23 protein-coding genes are annotated in these 19,178 nt (G+C 64.0%); 10 read left to right on the forward strand and 13 right to left on the reverse strand.

What is annotated here, in order from left to right; translation table 11 throughout:
• The 3 genes from FG93_RS33415 to FG93_RS16170 all read left to right on the forward strand — a co-directional run.
• The coding region (locus FG93_RS33415) for a hypothetical protein (RefSeq protein ID WP_043236160.1) at positions 1-409 on the forward strand (409 nt) is incomplete at its 5' end.
• A 444-nt stretch (positions 410-853) separates the two neighbouring features.
• The gene (locus tag FG93_RS32430; RefSeq protein ID WP_152579463.1) at positions 854-1,093 is read left to right on the forward strand and encodes a hypothetical protein; all 240 of its coding nucleotides are present in this window, start codon (positions 854-856) and stop codon (positions 1,091-1,093) included.
• A 191-nt stretch (positions 1,094-1,284) separates the two neighbouring features.
• Positions 1,285-1,794, forward strand: coding sequence for an arsenate reductase ArsC (locus FG93_RS16170; RefSeq protein WP_043236166.1), 510 nt, complete (start codon positions 1,285-1,287; stop codon positions 1,792-1,794).
• A gap of 149 nt (positions 1,795-1,943) precedes the next feature.
• On the opposite strand, the gene FG93_RS16175 is transcribed toward FG93_RS16170, so the two are convergent.
• The 4 genes from FG93_RS16175 to FG93_RS16190 form a co-directional block, all read right to left on the reverse strand.
• On the reverse strand, positions 1,944-2,372 hold the full coding sequence (locus FG93_RS16175; protein WP_052513842.1) for a hypothetical protein: 429 nt from the start codon (positions 2,370-2,372) through the stop codon (positions 1,944-1,946).
• A gap of 486 nt (positions 2,373-2,858) precedes the next feature.
• Complete coding sequence (locus FG93_RS16180) at positions 2,859-3,122, reverse strand: hypothetical protein (RefSeq protein WP_043236168.1); 264 nt, start codon at positions 3,120-3,122, stop codon at positions 2,859-2,861.
• Positions 3,119-4,639, reverse strand: a complete 1,521-nt coding sequence (locus tag FG93_RS16185) for a DUF1254 domain-containing protein (RefSeq protein WP_081881611.1) — start codon at positions 4,637-4,639, stop codon at positions 3,119-3,121. Before FG93_RS16185 ends, FG93_RS16180 begins: the two co-directional genes overlap by 4 nt.
• 130 nt (positions 4,640-4,769) lie before the next feature.
• A complete protein-coding gene (locus FG93_RS16190; RefSeq protein WP_043236170.1) occupies positions 4,770-6,098 on the reverse strand; it encodes a DUF1214 domain-containing protein in 1,329 nt (442 codons plus the stop codon).
• Positions 6,099-6,855: 757 nt separating this feature from the next.
• Between FG93_RS16190 and FG93_RS16195 the strand changes: the two genes are divergently transcribed.
• Positions 6,856-7,728, forward strand: a complete 873-nt coding sequence (locus tag FG93_RS16195) for a PhzF family phenazine biosynthesis protein (RefSeq protein ID WP_043236173.1) — start codon at positions 6,856-6,858, stop codon at positions 7,726-7,728.
• A gap of 32 nt (positions 7,729-7,760) precedes the next feature.
• On the opposite strand, the gene FG93_RS16200 is transcribed toward FG93_RS16195, so the two are convergent.
• The 8 genes from FG93_RS16200 to FG93_RS16225 all read right to left on the reverse strand — a co-directional run bounded on the left by FG93_RS16200 (position 7,761) and on the right by FG93_RS16225 (position 15,406).
• Positions 7,761-9,320: a DHA2 family efflux MFS transporter permease subunit gene (locus FG93_RS16200; RefSeq protein ID WP_043236478.1), complete on the reverse strand. Its 1,560-nt coding sequence runs from the start codon at positions 9,318-9,320 to the stop codon at positions 7,761-7,763.
• On the reverse strand, positions 9,304-9,810 hold the full coding sequence (locus tag FG93_RS16205; RefSeq protein ID WP_043236175.1) for an isoprenylcysteine carboxyl methyltransferase family protein: 507 nt from the start codon (positions 9,808-9,810) through the stop codon (positions 9,304-9,306). Before FG93_RS16205 ends, FG93_RS16200 begins: the two co-directional genes overlap by 17 nt.
• Positions 9,807-10,859 carry a type III polyketide synthase gene (locus tag FG93_RS16210; RefSeq protein ID WP_043236178.1) on the reverse strand — a complete coding sequence of 351 codons (1,053 nt, stop codon included), beginning with the start codon at positions 10,857-10,859 and terminating at the stop codon, positions 9,807-9,809. Before FG93_RS16210 ends, FG93_RS16205 begins: the two co-directional genes overlap by 4 nt.
• A 304-nt stretch (positions 10,860-11,163) precedes the next feature.
• A complete protein-coding gene (locus FG93_RS16215) occupies positions 11,164-11,688 on the reverse strand; it encodes a hypothetical protein (RefSeq protein WP_043236179.1) in 525 nt (174 codons plus the stop codon).
• A gap of 107 nt (positions 11,689-11,795) precedes the next feature.
• Positions 11,796-12,068: a hypothetical protein gene (locus tag FG93_RS31885; RefSeq protein ID WP_244448632.1), complete on the reverse strand. Its 273-nt coding sequence runs from the start codon at positions 12,066-12,068 to the stop codon at positions 11,796-11,798.
• On the reverse strand, positions 12,068-12,379 hold the full coding sequence (locus FG93_RS31890; protein ID WP_244448633.1) for a hypothetical protein: 312 nt from the start codon (positions 12,377-12,379) through the stop codon (positions 12,068-12,070). Before FG93_RS31890 ends, FG93_RS31885 begins: the two co-directional genes overlap by 1 nt.
• 59 nt (positions 12,380-12,438) lie before the next feature.
• Complete coding sequence (locus FG93_RS16220; RefSeq protein WP_081881588.1) at positions 12,439-13,476, reverse strand: M23 family metallopeptidase; 1,038 nt, start codon at positions 13,474-13,476, stop codon at positions 12,439-12,441.
• A gap of 157 nt (positions 13,477-13,633) precedes the next feature.
• Positions 13,634-15,406 (reverse strand): calcium-binding protein, encoded by a 1,773-nt coding sequence (locus FG93_RS16225; protein ID WP_081881589.1) that lies wholly within the window; start codon positions 15,404-15,406, stop codon positions 13,634-13,636.
• 653 nt (positions 15,407-16,059) lie between these two features.
• Here FG93_RS16225 and FG93_RS16230 point away from each other — a divergent pair.
• Genes FG93_RS16230 through FG93_RS16245 form a run of 4 tightly spaced genes read left to right on the forward strand, consistent with a single transcriptional unit; the run spans position 16,060 to position 17,109 of the window.
• Positions 16,060-16,323: a DUF1488 family protein gene (locus tag FG93_RS16230; RefSeq protein WP_043236182.1), complete on the forward strand. Its 264-nt coding sequence runs from the start codon at positions 16,060-16,062 to the stop codon at positions 16,321-16,323.
• A gap of 27 nt (positions 16,324-16,350) precedes the next feature.
• The gene (locus tag FG93_RS16235) at positions 16,351-16,563 is read left to right on the forward strand and encodes a hypothetical protein (protein WP_043236184.1); all 213 of its coding nucleotides are present in this window, start codon (positions 16,351-16,353) and stop codon (positions 16,561-16,563) included.
• A gap of 9 nt (positions 16,564-16,572) precedes the next feature.
• Entirely contained in the window at positions 16,573-16,803 is a 231-nt protein-coding gene (locus FG93_RS16240; RefSeq protein ID WP_043236187.1) for a hypothetical protein, read from the forward strand.
• 42 nt (positions 16,804-16,845) lie between these two features.
• Complete coding sequence (locus FG93_RS16245) at positions 16,846-17,109, forward strand: hypothetical protein (protein ID WP_052513844.1); 264 nt, start codon at positions 16,846-16,848, stop codon at positions 17,107-17,109.
• 131 nt (positions 17,110-17,240) lie between these two features.
• Here FG93_RS16245 and FG93_RS16250 read toward each other — a convergent pair whose 3' ends face one another.
• Positions 17,241-17,759, reverse strand: coding sequence for a hypothetical protein (locus FG93_RS16250; RefSeq protein ID WP_152579464.1), 519 nt, complete (start codon positions 17,757-17,759; stop codon positions 17,241-17,243).
• A gap of 159 nt (positions 17,760-17,918) precedes the next feature.
• Here FG93_RS16250 and FG93_RS16255 point away from each other — a divergent pair, with 159 nt between their 5' ends.
• A complete protein-coding gene (locus FG93_RS16255) occupies positions 17,919-18,182 on the forward strand; it encodes an Lrp/AsnC ligand binding domain-containing protein (protein ID WP_244448634.1) in 264 nt (87 codons plus the stop codon).
• Positions 18,183-18,276: 94 nt separating this feature from the next.
• On the forward strand, positions 18,277-18,999 hold the full coding sequence (locus FG93_RS16260; protein ID WP_043236488.1) for a DUF899 family protein: 723 nt from the start codon (positions 18,277-18,279) through the stop codon (positions 18,997-18,999).
• Positions 19,000-19,178 lie beyond the last annotated feature (179 nt).

A 19,178-nucleotide genomic window follows, 5' to 3' on the forward strand; every position in this document is an offset into this window, starting at 1 on the left:
CCCAAAAACCGCCATAATGGGGGTGGTCGCCAAACCACCTATTTCCATCGCCTCCTTGCCCACCGATGCCACCCGTCCCCGGCCCCTGGGAGGAATTGACGGGGGTCGACCCGCCACCGCCGCCACCGCCCGCCAGTCCACCAGACCCTGCGGCGCCGCCGGCGCCACCCAAGCCACCATTCATATTGCTGCCACTGGCTCCAGCCTGGCCGCCATTTCCGCCGGCCCCGGCGCCTGGAGTTCCGTCCGCGTTGTCCCCGGCACCTCCTCCACCTCCGCCAAGACCGCCGCTTCCACCGGGCACGAAGAAGCCGTTTGGAGTGTTGCCGCCTCCGCCATGGCCGCCGCCGCTTTCGAAGGGGGCTGCATGGCCTGGCTGATACAGTCCGGTCAGCAAGACGAGGATTGAAACAGAGCTGGAGAAGGCACCAAGATTGTTTCGGGTGGGGCCTGCGTCATTGGAAGAGCGTGATGCCGACGGACGCGCCCACGAACTTGAGCCAATAGTGTGCACGTCCAATTCTCCTCGTGATGGTCAGCGAGGCTCATTGATCGTGACGCGATCGCCGCTGCTGAACTTACAGGGGCCAGAGCGCCGCAAAAATACGGCATATGCCGTAGTTCGGTACGCCGTCGGGTGAAAAATGCGGGATATCGACGGGGGCGTTCACCATCCGGCGAAGCCGGCGAGGGCGCGCAGCCGTTCGCCTGCCGGGCATCGCCCCCCCTGGCATCACCGTCCTGGCATCACTGTCTTGGCATATTCGGCCGCTATAGGAGCCGCGGGTTCACGCTGAAGCTCCATTTGCGCTTGCGGACCCCGAAAGGCCCACCGAAGCTGGAAGGCCTGGCCATGCATGATGCTCGTGAACAACAGCGCATAATCACGCTCGCCCGCGCCATGTGCCGCTCCCATCTGCTCGATCCCGATCGTCCCCTCGACGGCCCGGCGTCCGAAGTGCATTGGCCGGTTCCGGTCATTGCCGCCGTTCCCAATGTCGATCTGCCGGCATGGATCCTGTTCGTCGACCAGGCGGCGCACGAAGTTCGGCAGGACGCCGGCGCAGCGTCGATGCAGGATCAGCGGGACTGACCTCCCGTCGGGGCCGGAGGCGTTGAAAGCGACGCTGCATGCCGGTCTCCGCCTCTTGCGAGGAGGGCGCAGAGCGCGCATTTTGAGATGGATCGGGCCCGGTCCATCGAACGGCGGCGCAGCTCAATTCCTGCCGACCGCAAGCGGTGATCCCGGTTGAGCCCCTTGTGCCGGTAGGGAGGTCTCAGCCCATGCCTGCCCAGCCTCACACCGTGCTCTTCCTGTGCAACCATAATTCTGCGCGGTCGATCATGGCCGAGGCTCTGCTGAACCATCTCGCCGATGGCCGCTTTCGGGCTTTCTCCGCAGGGATCCAGCGCAGTGAGGGCCCGCATCCGATGGCGCTCAAGGTCCTGGACGCGGAGGGGATAGCGACGGCCGGCCTCGCCTCGAAACAATGGGAAGTCTTTAGCCGGCCGGATGCCCCCGTCATCGACATGCTGATCACCGTCTGCGACGAGGCCGCCGGGGAGGCATGTCCGGTCTGGCCCGGTCACACCATCATGGCCCATTGGGGCATCGAGGATCCCTCGCTCATGGAGGGAGCCGAGATCGAACGCGAACGGGCCTTCGTCACGGCGCTCCGCTATTTGCGCAATCGCGTCAAGGTCCTGCTCTCATTGCCCGTTGCCAGCCTCGTCACCTTGACGGCGCGGGTCCGTCAGATCGGCGAACTCGAAGGAGCATCAGTCCGCCGGTGAGCGGTTGGATGCTGCGGACATGGGATTCAGGCTAGGTTTCGCCGAGACCGGGTTCCAGTGCAGGTGCTTCAGCCGCTGCGGGATGTACTTTGCGCCCGAATCCTGCGCGCCCGAAACGAGCGCGCAGGAGAGGGAGCCGAACTCAGGCGTCAGCGATAGTAGCGGTAGTCGTAAGCCGGGGCATAATAGCGCCTGCCATAGACCGGCGCGGCATAGACGGGCCGGCCATAGACCGGTGCTCCGTAGACCGGCGCGCCATAGCCGTAGCCATCGTCGTAATAGTACGGGTCAGCATAGGCGCGGCGGTTCGCGGCTATCGCTGCGGCACCCAGAATTCCGAGGCCAATGGCGCCCGCCACGGCTGCGCCACGGTTGCCACGCCAGCCGCTGCGGTAGCCACGATATCCACCGCCATACCCGCGGTAATAACCGCGATATTGCGTATATTCCGCCGCTGCCTTGTCCAGCCGCGAGGCATCCACGAGCGGACGCGCTTCACCAGCCAAGACCGGCGAGCCTGCCGAGATCACGCTCACGGAAGCCAGCGCGACGATGGCGGTTTTCCTGAGAGACATCATGATCGTATCTCCTGTTTTCGGGCTCTTCTCCCGAAGCTGAGGACAGGTTCGCGCCGGCCAGTTGAATGGCGCGTGAACCAATCGCGGCTGCATTGCGGCGTAAAGCCGTCTGCCGCGTGCCCCCGAGCCGCCGTGAAGGAAGCGATCAACGCCTCCGAACGCAGCTCCTGTATATCAACGAAGAGCGGGACCGGTTGTTCCGGATCGCCGGGGATGAGGCATGGATCCTGGGCCAAGCGCCGCCCGACCTGGAAGATTTCCGGGTATTCAAGGCCAGGACTTCTCTGAACGCATTCACGAATTCGACCGAAGACGTGCAAGTCACAAGATCATCGGACCGGAAACCGTATCCGGTCCGACGATCTAATCCTCCGCCTGGGAGCGATAACGCGACTTCATCTGATGTCGAGATGGGTCTCGATCACTTCGCTGCGGGGCGCACCGTTTCGATCTCGCGAGCCGGTCCTGTTTCCGTGACCGTCGGCTTCACCCAAGCCCTTCCTGCAGCATGCGCTCTGCAAGCTCGCCGCATCTGGCGGGGCGCGCGCCGTGCGTTGCGGCAAGATCCGCGAGGCGTTTCACCATGGGCAGGCGCGCGGCGCGGCTAATCCCGATATCGGCGCGCGGATGAAAGGTGAGGCAGGCATAGCCCTCGACAGCAAGCAGCGCAGTGAGTTCCTCGTTCAGAATGCTCCTTGGCGGGCTTTCGTTCCCCAGCGTCGGTCCGTTTCCTCGACTCGTTGCCGTCAACTCGTCTTTTGCACCGCCGGCGGCGTCCAGGATCCATCCACGGCCGGGGCTTTCGGCCAATAGGCACGGACATACAGCGAAAACTCGCCTTTCGGGGCCGGCAGCCAGTTGGCCCGTTGAACAGGGTCGGCTGGCGCATCGGGCTGCACGTAGATCGTCAGCGACCCGTCGGCCGCAAGCCTGAGATCCTTGTTCTTCGTGCCGACCGAGAAGCGGTTGATCGGGTTGGCGACGAAGAAATGGTGCTGGTTATAGATCGAGAGCGACCAGAAGCCGTTCACTGGTGGCGTGCCTTCCTTGGCGAACGTCACGATGTAACGGTTCGTGCTGTTGAGACGTGCTCCCGAGGAATCGAGGTCCTGGTAGTAATATTTCGTTTCATTTGGCGAATTGACCAGGATGTTCGACTTCGCAACTGCTGTGCGCGTAAAATAATCCGTTCCGAACGCGGATTCGTTGGAGATCGTGCTCCAGTGATGCGGCAATTGCTGACCGTAATTGCGGAACTGGAACAGCGGATTCACGAGCTTCTCTTCGGCATCCCTGGCGGCCTCAATCATGGCCTGCTTTAGGTTCGGCTGGTCCTGGGCTGCGGCGAGCACGGCGAGCACCTGCGCGTAGCGCGCTTCTTCGCCAGGCAGCGGCGGCGCGTCAGTGAGCACCGCCGGAAGCTCGTCGAAGAACTTTTCAGGGAACACCCACCGCGTTTCCTCTTCGCCATGCGGGGCGCCGGGCACTTTGGGCAGCGTGCTCCACCCCATCGTTTTCATGCGCCCGTCATACTCCGCGAGCGGATACATCACGATGCCGGTCAGCACCTTCTGGATCGCCCGCTTGTCGTCCGGCGTGTCGTCCTGGAAGACGCGCGGCGCGACAAGGCCCGTTCCCGTCGATGCGCGAAACATCCGGGTGATTCCCTTGGGCACATTGCCCTGCCAGTTGGGCCCGGCCAGCAGGTAGAAGCCAGGCGTGGTGCCGTACATCCTGCCGAGCTGAACGAAGCTGTCGGTGCGGAGATCGACGATCTGATAGACCCAGAACCGGTCGCCGAAATCCGGCACCTGGATCACCACCGGGGAGACATCCAGCGCAAGCAGGCCCAGGCCATAGACCACGTCCTGGTTCGGGCAAGCGACATTGCGCTCTTCCGGATCGACATAGTCCATCAGCATGGTGAGCCGGTTCAGCGGTGCTTCAAGCAGCGGGCCGGTGTATCTGTTTTCCGTCATTTTCGAGAAGGCCAGGCGGCGGTTGTACATGTTGACCAGCGGCCAGGCCCAGAAGAAGGCGTCGCGCGCGACATGGGCGGCATAGGCTTCGGTGATCTTCACGCGGGCATCCGGGCCGGGCGGCAGCGCACGAGCCCAGCCCGGCGAGGGCGGCAGTGGCTGCGGGTTGAGCGACGAGGTTTGCGCGCGCGCGACGGACGGCGCGCTGGTGACGAACGTCGAAGCGGCTGCGAGCGTCGCTCCCGTCAGCAGGAGGTTGCGCCGATCAAGCCCGCTCTTCTCGCTCATGAGATCCTCCATCTTCAGAATCGAAATTAGGCGGCTGCGGGAATCGAGCGCGCGCCACGTCCCGAGCGCCCGGTTGATGGTCACCGGCCTGCCGTCCCGGTCGTTGAGACCCGCCATCGCGGTCAGGAGTTCACTGCCGTCTCACCAGCGCAGGCGGGAAATAGGTAGCATTGGCAACCCCTTCCGTCGGCCGGTAGAATCGGAATGTGAGCCGATAATTCGACCCTTTCGGCGTCGGCAGCCAGTTGCCGTCGGGCGCATCGGCAGGCTTCTGATCGGCAAAATAGAGCGTCAGCGAGCCGTCCGCGCCGTATTGCAGCTTCGACTGGTTGTTGATCAGGAACCGGTTGATCGGATTGGGCAGGACATGGAAACGCACGCCGTCGACAGCGATCACTGACCAGAAGAACGTGGCGAACTGGGCGGGGAGCTGATCCCTGGGGAAGGTCAGCGTATAGACCTGGTCGCTGCTGAGATCATCCCCGGCCTGGTCTTTGTTGCCCCGGTAATACAGCACTTCCGGCTTGATGTTGGCCCAGATGCCGCCATTGTTGACCAGGGTCCGCGCGAGGTAGTCGAGGCCGTATTCGCCGACGACACCGGGTCGGGCCCAGCCGTTCAGCGTCGTGCCGTGGCCGATGATGGCGCCCGCTTTGGCGAGATCGGCGAAGGCCCGCGTGCGGATCACCTGATCGACGCGGGCGCGCTCGGCCGGGTCTTTGACTGATTTGGCCACGGCGCGGGCTTTCTCCTGCATCGGCTCGAGGCCGACGCTGAGATCGGGCTCGCTGTCGAGCGCGGCATCGGCGGCCTCGAAGGCTTCGACGCCCGGCAACGCTTCCAGCTCGAAAATCGGTGTCTTCGGAATCTCCGGAAGCTTCGGTGTCCCAGTCGCCCGGAAGGTGAACTGGTGCTGCAGGGCAATGGCGCTCTCCGGATCGGAGCCGAGTTCGACCCGCGCCAGCACCCGGGAATATTTCACCGGGAGATCGATGCGCGTCGCTCCCGCAGGGATCGCGACATTGGCGCCCCTCAGGCACATCGCGAACTCCCCGAACGGCCGCTTTGGAAAGAGGCGCTCGTTGATATTGGCAATGGTCTCGCCCCAGCCATTGAGGAAATGGACCGTGTAGTAACGGCCCTCGACCTTCGGCACGGTGACGATCGTGCAACTGCCCTCGTCGACCGCCACCCACGCTTCGGAATAGGCCACATCGAGATTGGGATTGGGCCAATCCACCGCGCCGGGCTTGCGATGCACCAGCTCGTTCCACTTGAACCCTTCCTGGAAATCGAGCTGCTGCTGCCGCGCAACCAGCAGGCGGCCGAGCAGGTAGATATACGCGTCGCTGATGTCTTGATCTGAATTGCGGGCGGGCTGCTGAGCGTTCGTCGCCGCCGCCGCGAACATGATCATGGCCGCAAGCAGGGTTCTTCTGGCGAGTCTTCTGGTGGTCATTCAACTCTCCCTGCGCTGCGGCTTTTTTCTTAATCGCCGAGCCTGGAACCAATCAGCATCACTGGCCGTTTTCCATGACCTTCGCCACAGCGATTCTGGTTCATCTGCGGCATCCGACGGCTCATGTTCGCCTGCCCGCCAAGGTCGGACATCGGAGCGACCGAGATGGACCTGGGAGCAGCTTGGCCCAAGCCGACATCATGTCTGTTCCGGGGTCAAGATCGGCGATGGCAAAGGGTGCAGCCGATGTCCGACTTGGGTCGCGACCGAGGCAGCGATCATGTGCAGGCAATGACCGCTCTCGAGCGGCGGTCCACGTTTCGCTTAACGGCGCTGCGCTGCCTCGAAGCATTCACGACCACCCGACGACTGGCTTGGGTGGGCAGCGGCCATTTCCATGGCATATTCTTGACGGCTCGACCTCATGCGGCTGCTACGGGGAGCAACTGCACAGAGCGCCGCATCACGGCTTGTTGCTAGAGCATCGGACCGAAAAGTGGAATCCGGTTTTCGGAAAAACCCGATGCTTAAACAAAGAGATAGATCGACCATCCTGCGTCCGAATGGACGCACGGCGGTCTAGCGGCCTTTGGTGCGCGAGACGCGCATTGACCCTCATCCTGCACAGCGTGAGAGTGCCGGAACGTCACTGTCTGTGACGTCGCCATCGCCGCGCGAGCCCGGCCCCTGCCGCCATCGGGCCTCGTCAATCCCCAGCCGATCGGCTATCCCAGACCCGCCTGCACGAGGAGATGTCATGGTCCGGCCCTATAAAGTCGTCGATGCGTTTTCCGCGAAGCCGCTGCTCGGTAATCCGGTGGCGGTCATTCTCGATGGCGCGGGCCTCAGCGACGCTGCGATGCAGGCGGTCGCGCAGTGGACCAATCTCTCCGAGACCACCTTCGTCCTGCCGCCGACGCGCAGTGACGCCGATTACCGGCTGCGCATCTTCACGCCCGGAAGCGAGCTCCCCTTTGCCGGCCATCCGACGCTCGGCAGCGCCCATGCGGTGATCGAGGCCGGGCTCGTCACCCCGCGCAGCGGCAAGCTGGTGCAGGAATGCGGCGTCGGTCTCGTCGAGATCACGGTTGCGGGGGAGGGCGCGGAACGCCGGCTGATCCTTGCGCTGCCGCCGGCGACCGTCACGACCCTGCCCGCCGGCGAGGTCGACGAGTTGGAGGCCATCCTCGGCCATGACATCGTCCGCGAGGCGAGCCCGGCCATCGTCGATGTCGGCGCGGTCTGGCTCATCGCCGAGATCGCCAGCGCCGAGGCGCTGCTTGCGCTGAAACCCGATTTTGCGCGCTCGGCTGCCTTCGAACGCCGCCTGGGCGTCACCGGCATCACGCTCTTTGCCAGGCGCGAGGGGGGCGGGCCCGAGATCGAGGTCCGCTCCTTCGCGCCCTCCTGCGGGGTGAACGAGGACCCGGTCTGCGGCAGCGGCAATGGCAGCGTCGCGGTGTTCCGGGCCGCGCGCGGTCTCCTGCCTGCCGGCGGCGCGCGTTACGAGGCGGCGCAGGGCCGCTGCCTCGGACGCGACGGCACGATCGCCATCTCGGTGGATGCCGGCGGCAAGGTCCAGGTCGGCGGCGCCTGCGTCACGACCGTGAACGGCTCGCTCCTGCTCTGAGGGCTTTCGGCCGCCCTGTGCTGCCAGGCCGCTCAGACGCGAACCTGATCGCCGATTGGCACCTTCCGGGCGAACGGAACAAACGCCAAGGCTGCGATCGTGAGGACGGCAACCAGTCCCCAGGCCTCGTTGATCGACAGGACCAGAGCGGCCTTCTCAACCAGTGGCTGAAGCAGCGCCTGGGCCTGAGCGTCGAGCGGCCCGGGCGGACGCATGGCCATGAGTCCCAGGGGCACACCGATGAACTTCGCCGTCTCGACCTCGCCTCTTTGCAGCCGCTCCATGATCGCCGTTCCGTGCATGGGCGAGCGACTGAAGATGACGGTGTCGATCAGGGCGAGACCGATCGCGCCGCCGAGGTTTCGCATCAGGTTGAACAGGCCGCTGGCGTCTGGAACGCGCATCGGTGGAAGCTGCCCCAATGCGAGACGCGTCGGTGGCAGAAGGCAAAACATGATTGCCGTGCCACGGACAAGCTGCGGCCAGAACATCGCGTCATAGTCGGTCTGCGGGGTCTGAAGCGCACTCAGTCCCAGGCCGAGGGCGAAGAGGGTAAAGCCGATGCCGGTCAACAGGCGGGCATCGACACGACGCTCCAGAGCGACGGCGACCGGCGCGATGGCAAGTTGGGCGATGCCGGTCACCAGCATGATCTGACCGATCTCGAGCGCATTGTGATCGCGCACGAAGGCCAGGAAGACCGGCATCAGATAGACCGATCCAAACAGCCCGATGCCGAGAACAAAGCTGAGGATGCTGCCGATCATGAAATTTCGGTCCGCAAAATGTCTCAGATCGACGATCGGATCGTCGGCTTGCAACACCCGCTTGATGAAGCCGAAACCGCTCGCCAGGCTCAGCGCGATAAGCCCGAGGATCAGGCCCGAGGTCCAGCCGCGCTGAGGCGCCTCCTTCAGTGCGATCTCGATCGCTGCCAGCGCGATCGCCATCATCACCAGAGACAGGGCATCGAGCTTGCGCGCTTCGGTGAGACTCGGCTTGTCACGTGGCAGGAGGAAAGCAGCAAGTCCTGCCGAGAGGATGCCGGGAACGACGTTGATTAGGAACAGCCAATGCCAGGAATATGTCTGGGTGATCCAACCGCCGACGATCGGCCCGACCGTTGGCGCCAACACGGCAAAGACGCCAGCCACCGTCGTCGCGATCGGCTGCTTGCCCGGCGGGAACAGCAAGAAGACAGCCGAAAAGACCGCGGGAATCAGAGTGCCGCCTGAAAACTCCTGGAGGACGCGCCAGGCGATCAGGGCTGGAAACGACTGACTCGCCGCGCAGCCGATGGAGGCTGCGGTAAAGACGGCGAGCGCCACGACGAACAGCCAGCGCATCGAGAGAACGCGCGTCAGGAAACCCGTCAGCGGAATCGCGATGACCTCGGCGATGAGATAGGCGGTCTGGACCCAACTCATCCGGTCGGGCGGAATGTCCAGTGCGCTCTGGATCGTCGGCAGGGACGTGACGACGACCTGCACGTCGAGGATCGCCATGAACATGCCGATGCACATGGCGGCAAAGCCGGTCCATGTCGCCGCGGTGACGCGCCTTTCGCCCCTCGCATCAGCCGGTGGCGGCATGACGAGCCTCTTCAAGCGCAGCATTCTCCGCGCGGATGCGGACCGCCAGGACGAGGCCGTTGGCGATCGAAAAGACAAGCGCGAACCATGGCAGGCCAAGGCAGAGCGGCAAGACAGCGATCTCGCCAATGACGACGATGTAGTTCGGATGCGACACGAACCGATAAGGGCCCCGTGTCACGAGCGTCTCGCCGGGTGTCACGATGATGCGGGTCGTCCAACGTCGGCCCAGCGTCACCAGCACCCAAAGGCGCAACCCCTGAAGCAGGCAGAAGACCGCGAGCCAGCCGAGATGGATCGCCTGTGCCCAACCCAGCACCCAAAGCCCGATCAGCCAGGCTGCGTGCAGCAGGACGATCAGCGGATAGTGGCCGGCAGCCTTCTCCACTGCGCCCCTGGCGAGCAGGGCAGACGTGTTTCTGTTCGCGTGCCAGAGTTCTCCGATCCGCTCGGCCGTCACCAGGGCCAGCAACACCATGGCCGGCGTCATGCCGCTTGCCTCAAGGAGGCGCAACTCACGGTGAAGCCCGGCCCCATCGCCGTCAGGAGCGTGCGCGAGGGCAGGCCCGCCGCGATCGCACGCTGGAGGACGAAGAGGGCCGTCGGCGCTGACATGTTGCCATAGTCGGACAGGACGGAACGTTCATGGTCGAGCGCTCCTTGCCGGAGTGACAACGCGGTTTCCAGGGCCTCGATCACCTTCTTCCCGCCGGGATGACAGGCAAAGAGATCGACGTCGGAAAGCGATAGCCCTTCACGCTCCAGGATCCCTGCAATGGCGGGATTGATCCGCTCCTCCGCGAAGGGCGGGATCGCCCGGTCGAAGATCACGCCAAAGCCCTGGGGATCGACAGTCCAGCCCATGATATCCAGCGTGTCGGGCCACATGTGCTGCCCGGTCATCTCGACCGTGGCGATACCATCCAGTCCTGCCTTCAGGATGCAGGCTGCGGCGCCATCGCCGAACAAGGCGGTCGCGACGATGTTGGCCTTCGTCAAAAGATCGAGCCGGAAAGCCAGCGTGCAGATCTCGACAGCCACGAGCAGGATTGCCGAACCAGGGCGGGACGCGGCCAATCGGGACGCGATCGAGAATCCCGATACGCCGCCGGCACATCCCAGGCCGAACACCGGGACACGTTCGGCATCGCTTCGGAAACCAAGTCTCTCGGCGACACGGGCATCGAGGCTGGGGGTCGCTATGCCCGTCGATGAGACCGTCACGATCGTATCGATCTCGGACGCCTGAAGGCCGGCGGCGCCCAGCGCCTTCGTCGTTGCATCCACGAACAGGTCGCAAGCGCCGGCGATATAGGCGGCGCTGCGCTCGGGCCATCCTAATGGCTGCAGATACCACTCGATCGGCCGGACAGCATATCGGCGGCTAATGCCCGAATTTTCGAAGACGCGCGCCAGCTGCTCGAAATCGGGATAGCGGCCGGCAAAACTCCGATGGGCGGCTGCTGCCACATCGCGCTGGCTAAACTCATGGGGCGGGACAGCCGTCGCGACGGAAACGAGCTTGACTGGGTGAGCCATGGCCACTTCCAGGCATGGCGCGGTGCCGCCCGATGCGGGCGGACCTGCAACGCCTTCCCAACTATGCTTCAGCGAGCACTCAAGTTCCAGCGGTTGCTCAGACGCGTTCACCCGATTTCGGCTGCCGCACCGGCCCCTCTGTCACCGCGAATCTGTGCTGAACTCGCAATCGCCCGCGGCTAAATCGCCGTGCGTCCATTCGGACGCTAGATGGGCGATCCAGCTCTTTGTTTGAGCATCGGATTCTTCCGAAAACCGATTCTACTTTTCGGTCCGATGCTTTAGCGCCCCAGCACGCCGCTCACTATGGGCACACGTCCCAGAAGCCCTGGCGGCGCTGCGGATCGGTATAGTACCAGCAATAGCCGGGCGCCGGAGGCTGGGAGGCCGCGTAGGCCGAAGCAGCCGCTGCCGTCACGAAACCGATTGCGGCTCCCGAGGCAACGGCCATTCCCGGGCGCCACCAATAGGCGGCCGGGCGCGCCCAACCGCCGCGGACGGCGACCGGCCGATAGGGACGGTAGCCGGGGCGCACGATCGCTCCGCGCCGTCCGGCGACAACGGCTCCTCGCGGGCCGCGAGCGACATAGCCCCGATCGGCCACGGCGCCCCTGGGACCGCGCGCGACGTAACCGCGGCGGGCAACTGCGCCTCCCCTCGGGCCAACCGCCACTCCGCCCCGGGCGACCATTCCGCGTCGCTGCACGGTCTCCACGAAGTCAGGGGCGGCGGCCTTGACGCCCCAGACGATCGGCATCGACTGAGCCTCGAGCGGCAAGAGCAACAGCATGGCGGCCAACACGGCGCTCGACATCCGAACCGACTTCATTGGGCTTCTCCTGCTGATCATGGTGGGCTCGACGGAACTCGGGAATTCCGCGTCGGAAATGGAGCGTAAACCTGATGCGATTGAAGGTGTTCCTACCCCGTGCCCAACTATGACGGCGATTTTTTCAACCTAGAAGGGACTTCTTCGCATACCTGCCACATCGCTGGAGACCGGCGTTTCCCTTTGGGCATGAACGGCCCAACGCGTGCGGAAAGAACGGCGTCGAGATGGCGCGAGAGCCGGAGTTCAGCGCATTCCGGGATGAGAAGCTCAGGAGATGCGAAGCGGAACCGCGAGCGCAGATCGACAGCGGCTTGGGAGCCTTCTTCTTCCACGACCCATTTTATCGCGACGCTGGCATCGATGATCAACGCCTCCATCAACGTTCGTCTCGGCCTTCCCGCATGAGTTCTTCGGAGGGGGTCTGCTTACGGGAAGCGGTCAATTTCCTCAGATCCGCTGCCAGACCTTCGAAGTCAGGCTCCGTTTCGTTTTGCAGAACCTGACGCAGAATTTCTCGATGTTCGGCTTCCGCCGAACGGCCGTGGCGGGCGGCGCGCATTTTCAGTTTCACAATCAGGTCGTCGTCCAGATTGCGGACATGGAGGTTTCCCGCCATCACGATGCCTCCAGTGATCTCATTGAGATCAAAGCGATTGCGCCACGATAGCGCAAGGACGGGCGGTTCCACCCGGGATGCCCGGCGTCAAAGCCGCGCAATTCCCTCAACGCTCGCAAACCATCCAGAATTTACTGCGGCCCGAGGTCAATGTCGAAGCGTCGCTCCAGCACCGGGGTTCCGTTCTGCGTCACCGTATATGTCGCCTGATAGGCGCCTTTGGCCCAGCCGGCCGCCGGCTGCTTGACGCCTGCGAAGATCAGGCTCTGCGCGCGATTGCGTTCGAGTGGCGGAGCTTGATTTTCAGCAAGGGTCCGGCCCGAAGGGTCCTTCAGGACCAGCGATTGGACGTCGCCGGTCTTGAGGCCGATCCCACGCGCATAGGCGACGAGCGCGGGGGCGCCGAAATCCGGCAGGTTTTGCTCCGTCTCGCCCGCTTCCAGCGCCGCCATCGACACGGGTGTGGAGGCAAAGCCAGCATTCAGGATGCTCCGCTGCCGATAGGCGAGTGCCGGCCCCAGTGCGGGATCCCACAAGCTCTGGCCAGCGCCACACGCCTGAGCCGGAGCCTCGTAGGCGAACGGGTCGACGATCTGGCCGTGACGACGGACGATGAAATGGAGATGCGGATACTCGGTCAGGCCGGAGAGGCCGACCTTGCCGATCGGCTGGGGCGCCCTGACGAGATCGCCGACATTGACCTGCAGGCTGCCCTGCGCCATGTGGCAATATTGCGTCTGCCATCCGTCGGCATGCTCGATGACGACGCCGTTGCCGCACTCGGAACCTTGAACCGCTGCACGGCCGGTGTCGCGCACGGACGCATCCGCACTTCCGTCACGCAGCCGAACGACCCGGCCGTCGGCGGCGGCAAGGACATCGACGCCGGCTCGCTGCGCAGTCATCGTCGCGAGGCGGAAATCCGTCCCGTTATGCTTGTCATAGGACAGGCTGCCGCATGCGTAGTCCTTGGCCGAAGACGTCGGATCGGCATCGACATAGTTCTGGATGAAGCAGTTGCGTCCGACTTCGCAACTGAGCGGCAATACGAAACGCGGCAGGTCTTCACGCGGCAAGCCTTCACGCGGCAGGTTTTCCGCGAGCGCGGCAGTCGCCAGTGCAAGGAGAAGCGGAGCGCTCGACTTGCAGACATTGCTTGCTCTTGTCATGCCTTTGCACTCGCTCTCAATGCAAGGGTTCTGAGGATGCAAGGGGTGCGGCCGTGCGGCCCGCAGGCGGGTCCGACATGAAGCCTCTCGACGTGATGGATTCTCCGCCGACGGCGATGGGCGGCAGCCGATCCCGGCCGCCGCCCGCCGCAACCTGTCAGACCAGTTGGATCGCTTCGTAGCCCGCGAAGTCGTTGATATCGGCAATCGACTCGAAAGCGTCTGGCGGGGCGGGCCCGCCGGTGACGCCGTCGAAGACGATGGACCCGAAAGCGAAGGTCAGCGTCGTGTCGACGCCGTCGTCGACGACCGTGACATCGGCTTCCGGATCGAAATCATCCGGAACATCGATGACGGCCGTGTCATTGTCCTCGAAATTGAAGTCTGCGACGTGATCAGCGCCGAAGGTCGCGCCGTCGCCAGCAAACGAGAACGTGTCGGTGCCGGCGCCGCCGTTGAGCACGTCGTCTCCCTCGCCGCCGACCAGCAGGTCATCGCCATCGCCACCATTCAGCACGTCGTTTCCGGCACCGCCGAAAAGCTGATCGTCGCCGTCGTCGCCGTTCAGCGTGTCGTCTCCGGCATCGCCGAAGAGCAGATCGTTTCCTTCGCCGCCATGCAGGACGTCATTTCCGTCACCGCCATGGAGTTCGTCGTTGTTCCCGTCCTCCTCCTCCTCCTCGTCCTCGTCATCCTCGTCGTCCTCGTCCTCGTCCTCGTCCTCGTCCTCGTCGTCGTCGTCGTCGTGCCGGGCCTCGCCCTCATCCTCATCCTCATCCTCATCCTCGTCGTCGTCGTCCCGGGCCTTGCCCTCGTTCTCGTCCTCGTCCTCGTCGTCCTCGTCCTCGTCCTCGACCTCCTCTACCTGCACCTCATCATCGCCGAACAGGACATCGTCGCCGGCGCCGCCATTGAGCACGTCGTCTCCGTCGCCGCCGTCGATGGTATCGTTGTCGGCTCCGCCATCGATGGTGTCGTTGCCGTCGCCGCCCTTGATCCGGTCATCGCCATCGCCGCCCAGGATGGTGTCGTCACCATCGCCGCCTGCGAGTCTGTCGTTGCCGGCGCCGCCATCGATGGTGTCGTTGCCGTCGCGGCCCTTGATCCGGTCATCGCCATCGCCGCCCAGGATGGCGTCGTCACCGTCGCCGCCGTCGATCCTGTCGTTGCCGGCGCCGCCATCGATGGTGTCGTTGCCGTCGCCGCCCTTGATCCGGTCATCGCCATCGCCGCCCAGGATGGTGTCGTCGCCATCGCCGCCTTCGAGCCTGTCGTTGCCGGCGCCGCCATCGATGGTGTCGTTGCCGGCGCCGCCCTCGATCCGGTCATCGCCATCGCCGCCTTCAAGTCTGTCGTTGCCGTCAAGGCCACGGATGACGTCATCACCGCCGAGCCCGGGAAGAAAATCATCGCCTGGCGTTCCGACGATTTCGTTGTCGTTGTCATCTGCGATTGTGAGCAACTGACCTCGGATCTCGCCCCCGGGGAATTGGTTCGTATGGATGTTGAAATAGATCGGGATCTCCGCCCCCACCGCAGCCAAGCCGAAAGTATCGGCGAAGTTGGTGATGGAAACATTGGCGGGGTCCGTCGTCTCCCATTGACCGGTTATCGTCCAGGAGCCATCCGCATTCTGCACGATGCTGAGATCATCGTTGTCCTGGGCCGGGTTGATCTGCCCGAAGACAACAGGTCCGTTTACGCCGCGCACTTCATTGTGAAAATGCGTGGAGATCGCATCATCCAGGGTCGACGGGGTCTGGGCTGGACCACCCGTCGCCGGGCCGTAATCGATGCCTGCGACCTGGAACGTGTAGCTCGCGGTGATTGCCGTGTTGTCAAAGACAACAGTGCCGAGACCGCTTGCAGCCGAGGCGTGTGGAGGGACTTCCTGGGTGCCCTCGAGAACTACGCTGAACGCTGTGGACATGAGAACCTCCCATGGGTTCTGACACGGCCTTGGTCGAACGCGACAGCGAAGCGAACGCGCCGGGTGCTGCGTGGCTGTCGGGTTGACGGCGACCGGGATGCGTTCTGCCGAGCCTACGCGAGGTCAACCTCCTTCATAATCCCCAATTGGTGACAGAAATGAATGACGGCACGTGGCGCGGAAATCCCGCGGGCGGGGCGGCGCTGCTGCGCGCTCCGCATTATTCTCACGCCAGCCTTACAAATGTGGCTGCCATTCCCCATGTTCAAAGCTCGGTCGCCGAGAACAAGCCGCCTTGCGGTTGATCTGTTCCGGCGTGGCCGCATTTGAGAAAACTGCTGGCTTGTTCGAGCAATCCGAGATCCGCCGTGGCGCACCTGATCGCCGCGCGCGGGATGTGCCGCATCTCCATGACGTCCGAGGCCGTATCATGTCCGGCGTTCCAGGATCCTCCGCAGGTTTTCTTGCCTCCGCAGGTTTTCTTGCCTCCGCAGGTTTTATTGCCCCCGAATCTGTTCCTGCCGGAATGGCGCATGTGAGAGCTGGCCTCTCATGATGCCGCTCGGGCCGCAGGCGCAACCATCGCGGGGGGCCGGCGAGGGAGTTCCGCATTGGCTTCACGTTGCGCTCTTGAAACCAGAAGGAGCCTGACGATGAGTCTCGATTTTCCCAATTCTGTCCGCTGCTTCGATGCGGGGCGCTCCTGTGTCAGCTTCTGGGGTTCCGACGCATCTCTGGAGGTCGCCTTCCAGATCGATTTCGCTGCCTTGCGCAAGCTCGGTCCCGATGCGAGAGCGGTTGAAGAAGAGGCGCTTCGCATCTTCGACCAGAACCGCGACGCGATTTACCAGGCCGCCCGCTCCGCCTATGCCCGGAATCGAGGCGGCTTTCATCGGCTGACGGCGGAGAACTTTTGACGCCCCGCCTGCAAGGAGAATGAAGACATGACCGCCATCGCCTACAAGGCAGGAGACCTCCTCAGCCTTTCCCCTGACATGGTCAATCGGCCGCGCCCGGGCCCGTTCGAGGTGCTGCGCGTCATGCCGTCGCGCGACAATGCCGAGGAGCAGTATCGCGTCCGGGGGCCCGATGGCCGCGAGCGCGTGATCGGGCATCACGAGATCGTCGGGAATGGCGGCGCCGGCGCCAAGATCTAGGAGCAATCCATGTCGGATCAATCCAGGCAGCGGACCGATGCGGATAATGCGTTCCTGAGAACGCAGACCCAGTCATCCGTGCGCAACCGGATCCTCTCCGAAGCGGAGAGTGCGAGCCAGGCGCGCGACGCCAAGACGGCGAGGCTCAAGGCCGAGCGGCTCGCCAAGGAGGCCGCGGACCGCGAGCTCCTCGCAGCCGAACCGCCGAAGCCGAAGAAGCGCCGGCCTGCCACCCCGTGAAGGGACGATCGCCAGAGCCATCCCGGTCATAGCGAGTGCTTCGTGGATATCACCGTCACCCAGAGACCCGATGAAGCCGTCTGGCTGCTGACCGACCTGCTCGGCCGGCCGATGGGCGAGATCACCGAAAACCCTGTGGGCGAGTTCCGGCTTGTCACGGCGGGCCAGGCGCTGGAGACGATGAAGGCCATGAAACATGGTCCTTTCCCCAGCCTGGATGCGGCGCTCGCCGAGATCGAGCGCTTCACGCGCAGCAGCTGCCGCCGGGCAGCGCCGAAACGGGAGAATGGCAAAGTACCCGCCTGAAGCATCGGCTCGAAACGTGGATTGCGGTTTTCGGGCAAGCCGATGCGAACGCACAGAGCATCGGCCCGAAACGTGGATTGCGGTTTTCGGGCAAGCCGATGCAAACACGGAAGGTGCGATTATCCGCTGACCTAGCCCGGCTTGCAGGCGCCCAGAACATTCTCCGGTTTGACTTTCTGCAGCAGCGCCGAGCAGACGATGGCCCGGCCGCGAAGAGAGATACCGGCGCTGGGCAGCGTCTTGGCCGTCCTGGTGATTTCGGGGGCGGTGATCCTGCTCGGAGGTGGGATCAGCAGGCCGCTCTGGACCGCCTCGAGGAATGCAGCGCTGTCCGCCCAGGCGCTTGCGGGAAGCTCGAACAAAACCTGGGTGACGACGTTCTTGCGGTCGCGCTGGATGTACAGCCAATGCTTTTCCGAACCATCGGACAGATAGCAGAATTCCGGCCTGCAACCGCGGTCACGAAGACCGAGTTCCGCGTGCCCGACGATGCCGGCCACGAATTTCTCGACCGTCACCCCGAAATCAGCCGCTGCCGGCCCCGCGACCAGCATGATCCCGACCACTGCCAGCACGCGCATCGAAGCCTCCCGCATTTTTTGGGGGGAGTGAGGCCGGCCGAAGGATTCGGGACCGCCCATGGCATTCAAGCTACTGTATCGGAATGGAGATCGTCGGCATCTCGGTGTCGGCCATCGAACGCCAGAGAACAGTACCGGTTCCCGGATGTCGATCAACTCATTCATATTGCATATTGAACATGACAGGTCAGGGCGATCCTCGATCCGCAGAAGGTCGGTCGGGGGACCGTGGTCTTCATCCAGGTCCGCCTCGACGACACGGCCCCGCATATCTTCGAGCGGTTTTCGCAGGCGATCTCACAGGCACCGGAAGTCCTGGAATGCCACATGGTCATCGGCGGCTTCGACTATCTCGTGAAAGCCAGAATTGCCGACATGTCCCTGTTCCAGGACTTTCTGGAGCGGGTGATCTTGCCTTTGCCCGGTGTCGGGGAGACCCATACCTACGCATCGGTGGCCGATGTGAAGCCTGATGCCCTGCTGCCGATCTGAGGCATCGCCGCATGGCTCCCGCGCGCGGCAGCGATCCAGGCGGAACCCTGAGGTGGGTGGCCCGTTGAAGGGGTTTGAACTGGGAGACAAGGTCATGGCCGACGGTTCTGCTCTGCAACCCGCCGCTGCGATCGCTCACAAGAACCGCGCCCGCCAACCGAACGAGAGCGCCGAGTACCGCAAGGCGCGCGAGGCCCTGTTGGTCGAGGAGATCGAACTCAACCGCCACATCGCGCGCGTCGCCGCCCAGCGTCGCGCCTTGCCGCCCGGCGGCGAGGTGAAGGGCGACTATCAGTTCATGGGCGAAGCCAGCAGTGTGGCCGGGGCCAATCCAGTCGGCTTCGAGGCGCTCTTCGGCGATAAGGACACCCTGTTCGTCTACAACTGGATGTACGGCCCCAAGCGCCAGCGCCCTTGCCCCATGTGCACCGCGCTTCTGAGCTGCCTGGACGGCAACGCCGATCACCTCCGCCAGCGGATCGCGCTTGCCGTCGTCGGTCTTTCGGCCATCGAGCGGCAGATCGCCTTCAAGGTCGAGCGTGGCTGGAAGAACCTGCTGCTCTATGCCGACGTCAACGGGAATTTCAGCCGGGACTACCACGCCATCATGGATGATGGGATCGACACCGCCGCCGAGAACGTCTTCACACGGCGCGACGGGACCATCCGGCACTTCTGGGGCGCGGAGCTGGGTTTCGAGTCGGCCGATCCGGGCAAGGACCCGACCACCGAGCCGGACCTGATGATGCTGTGGAACGTCCTGGACTGGACGCCGGAAGGCCGCGGGACCGACTGGTACCCGAAGATCACCTACTAGATCATCGGACCGGAAATCGTATCCGGTCCGATGATCTAGCCCTTGGTGTTTGCATCGGCTTTCCCGAAAACCGCAATCCACTTTTCGGGCCGATGCGTTAGTGGGGATGTCTGGAGCCGCAAATCACGCCTATCGCACGCTGCCGCCTGAGAAGACGTCAGCGTGCGAGCCGAGGTCGA

The sequence above is a fragment of the Allobosea sp. LC85 genome, assembly GCF_000735605.1.
Taxonomy (GTDB): Bacteria; Pseudomonadota; Alphaproteobacteria; order Rhizobiales; family Beijerinckiaceae; genus Allobosea.

Bases quoted from the DNA above. Each gene is read 5' to 3' on its own strand.
- FG93_RS32430 (WP_152579463.1), top strand. From the start codon at position 854: ATGCATGATGCTCGTGAACAACAGCGCATAATCACGCTCGCCCGCGCC.
- FG93_RS16170 (WP_043236166.1), top strand. From the start codon at position 1,285: ATGCCTGCCCAGCCTCACACCGTGCTCTTCCTGTGCAACCATAATTCT.
- FG93_RS16175 (WP_052513842.1), bottom strand. From the start codon at position 2,372: ATGATGTCTCTCAGGAAAACCGCCATCGTCGCGCTGGCTTCCGTGAGC.
- FG93_RS16185 (WP_081881611.1), bottom strand. From the start codon at position 4,639: ATGAGCGAGAAGAGCGGGCTTGATCGGCGCAACCTCCTGCTGACGGGA.
- FG93_RS16190 (WP_043236170.1), bottom strand. From the start codon at position 6,098: ATGACCACCAGAAGACTCGCCAGAAGAACCCTGCTTGCGGCCATGATC.
- FG93_RS16195 (WP_043236173.1), top strand. From the start codon at position 6,856: ATGGTCCGGCCCTATAAAGTCGTCGATGCGTTTTCCGCGAAGCCGCTG.
- FG93_RS16200 (WP_043236478.1), bottom strand. From the start codon at position 9,320: ATGCCGCCACCGGCTGATGCGAGGGGCGAAAGGCGCGTCACCGCGGCG.
- FG93_RS16205 (WP_043236175.1), bottom strand. From the start codon at position 9,810: ATGACGCCGGCCATGGTGTTGCTGGCCCTGGTGACGGCCGAGCGGATC.
- FG93_RS16210 (WP_043236178.1), bottom strand. From the start codon at position 10,859: ATGGCTCACCCAGTCAAGCTCGTTTCCGTCGCGACGGCTGTCCCGCCC.
- FG93_RS16215 (WP_043236179.1), bottom strand. From the start codon at position 11,688: ATGAAGTCGGTTCGGATGTCGAGCGCCGTGTTGGCCGCCATGCTGTTG.
- FG93_RS31885 (WP_244448632.1), bottom strand. From the start codon at position 12,068: ATGGAGGCGTTGATCATCGATGCCAGCGTCGCGATAAAATGGGTCGTG.
- FG93_RS16220 (WP_081881588.1), bottom strand. From the start codon at position 13,476: ATGACAAGAGCAAGCAATGTCTGCAAGTCGAGCGCTCCGCTTCTCCTT.
- FG93_RS16225 (WP_081881589.1), bottom strand. From the start codon at position 15,406: ATGTCCACAGCGTTCAGCGTAGTTCTCGAGGGCACCCAGGAAGTCCCT.
- FG93_RS16230 (WP_043236182.1), top strand. From the start codon at position 16,060: ATGAGTCTCGATTTTCCCAATTCTGTCCGCTGCTTCGATGCGGGGCGC.
- FG93_RS16235 (WP_043236184.1), top strand. From the start codon at position 16,351: ATGACCGCCATCGCCTACAAGGCAGGAGACCTCCTCAGCCTTTCCCCT.
- FG93_RS16240 (WP_043236187.1), top strand. From the start codon at position 16,573: ATGTCGGATCAATCCAGGCAGCGGACCGATGCGGATAATGCGTTCCTG.
- FG93_RS16260 (WP_043236488.1), top strand. From the start codon at position 18,277: ATGGCCGACGGTTCTGCTCTGCAACCCGCCGCTGCGATCGCTCACAAG.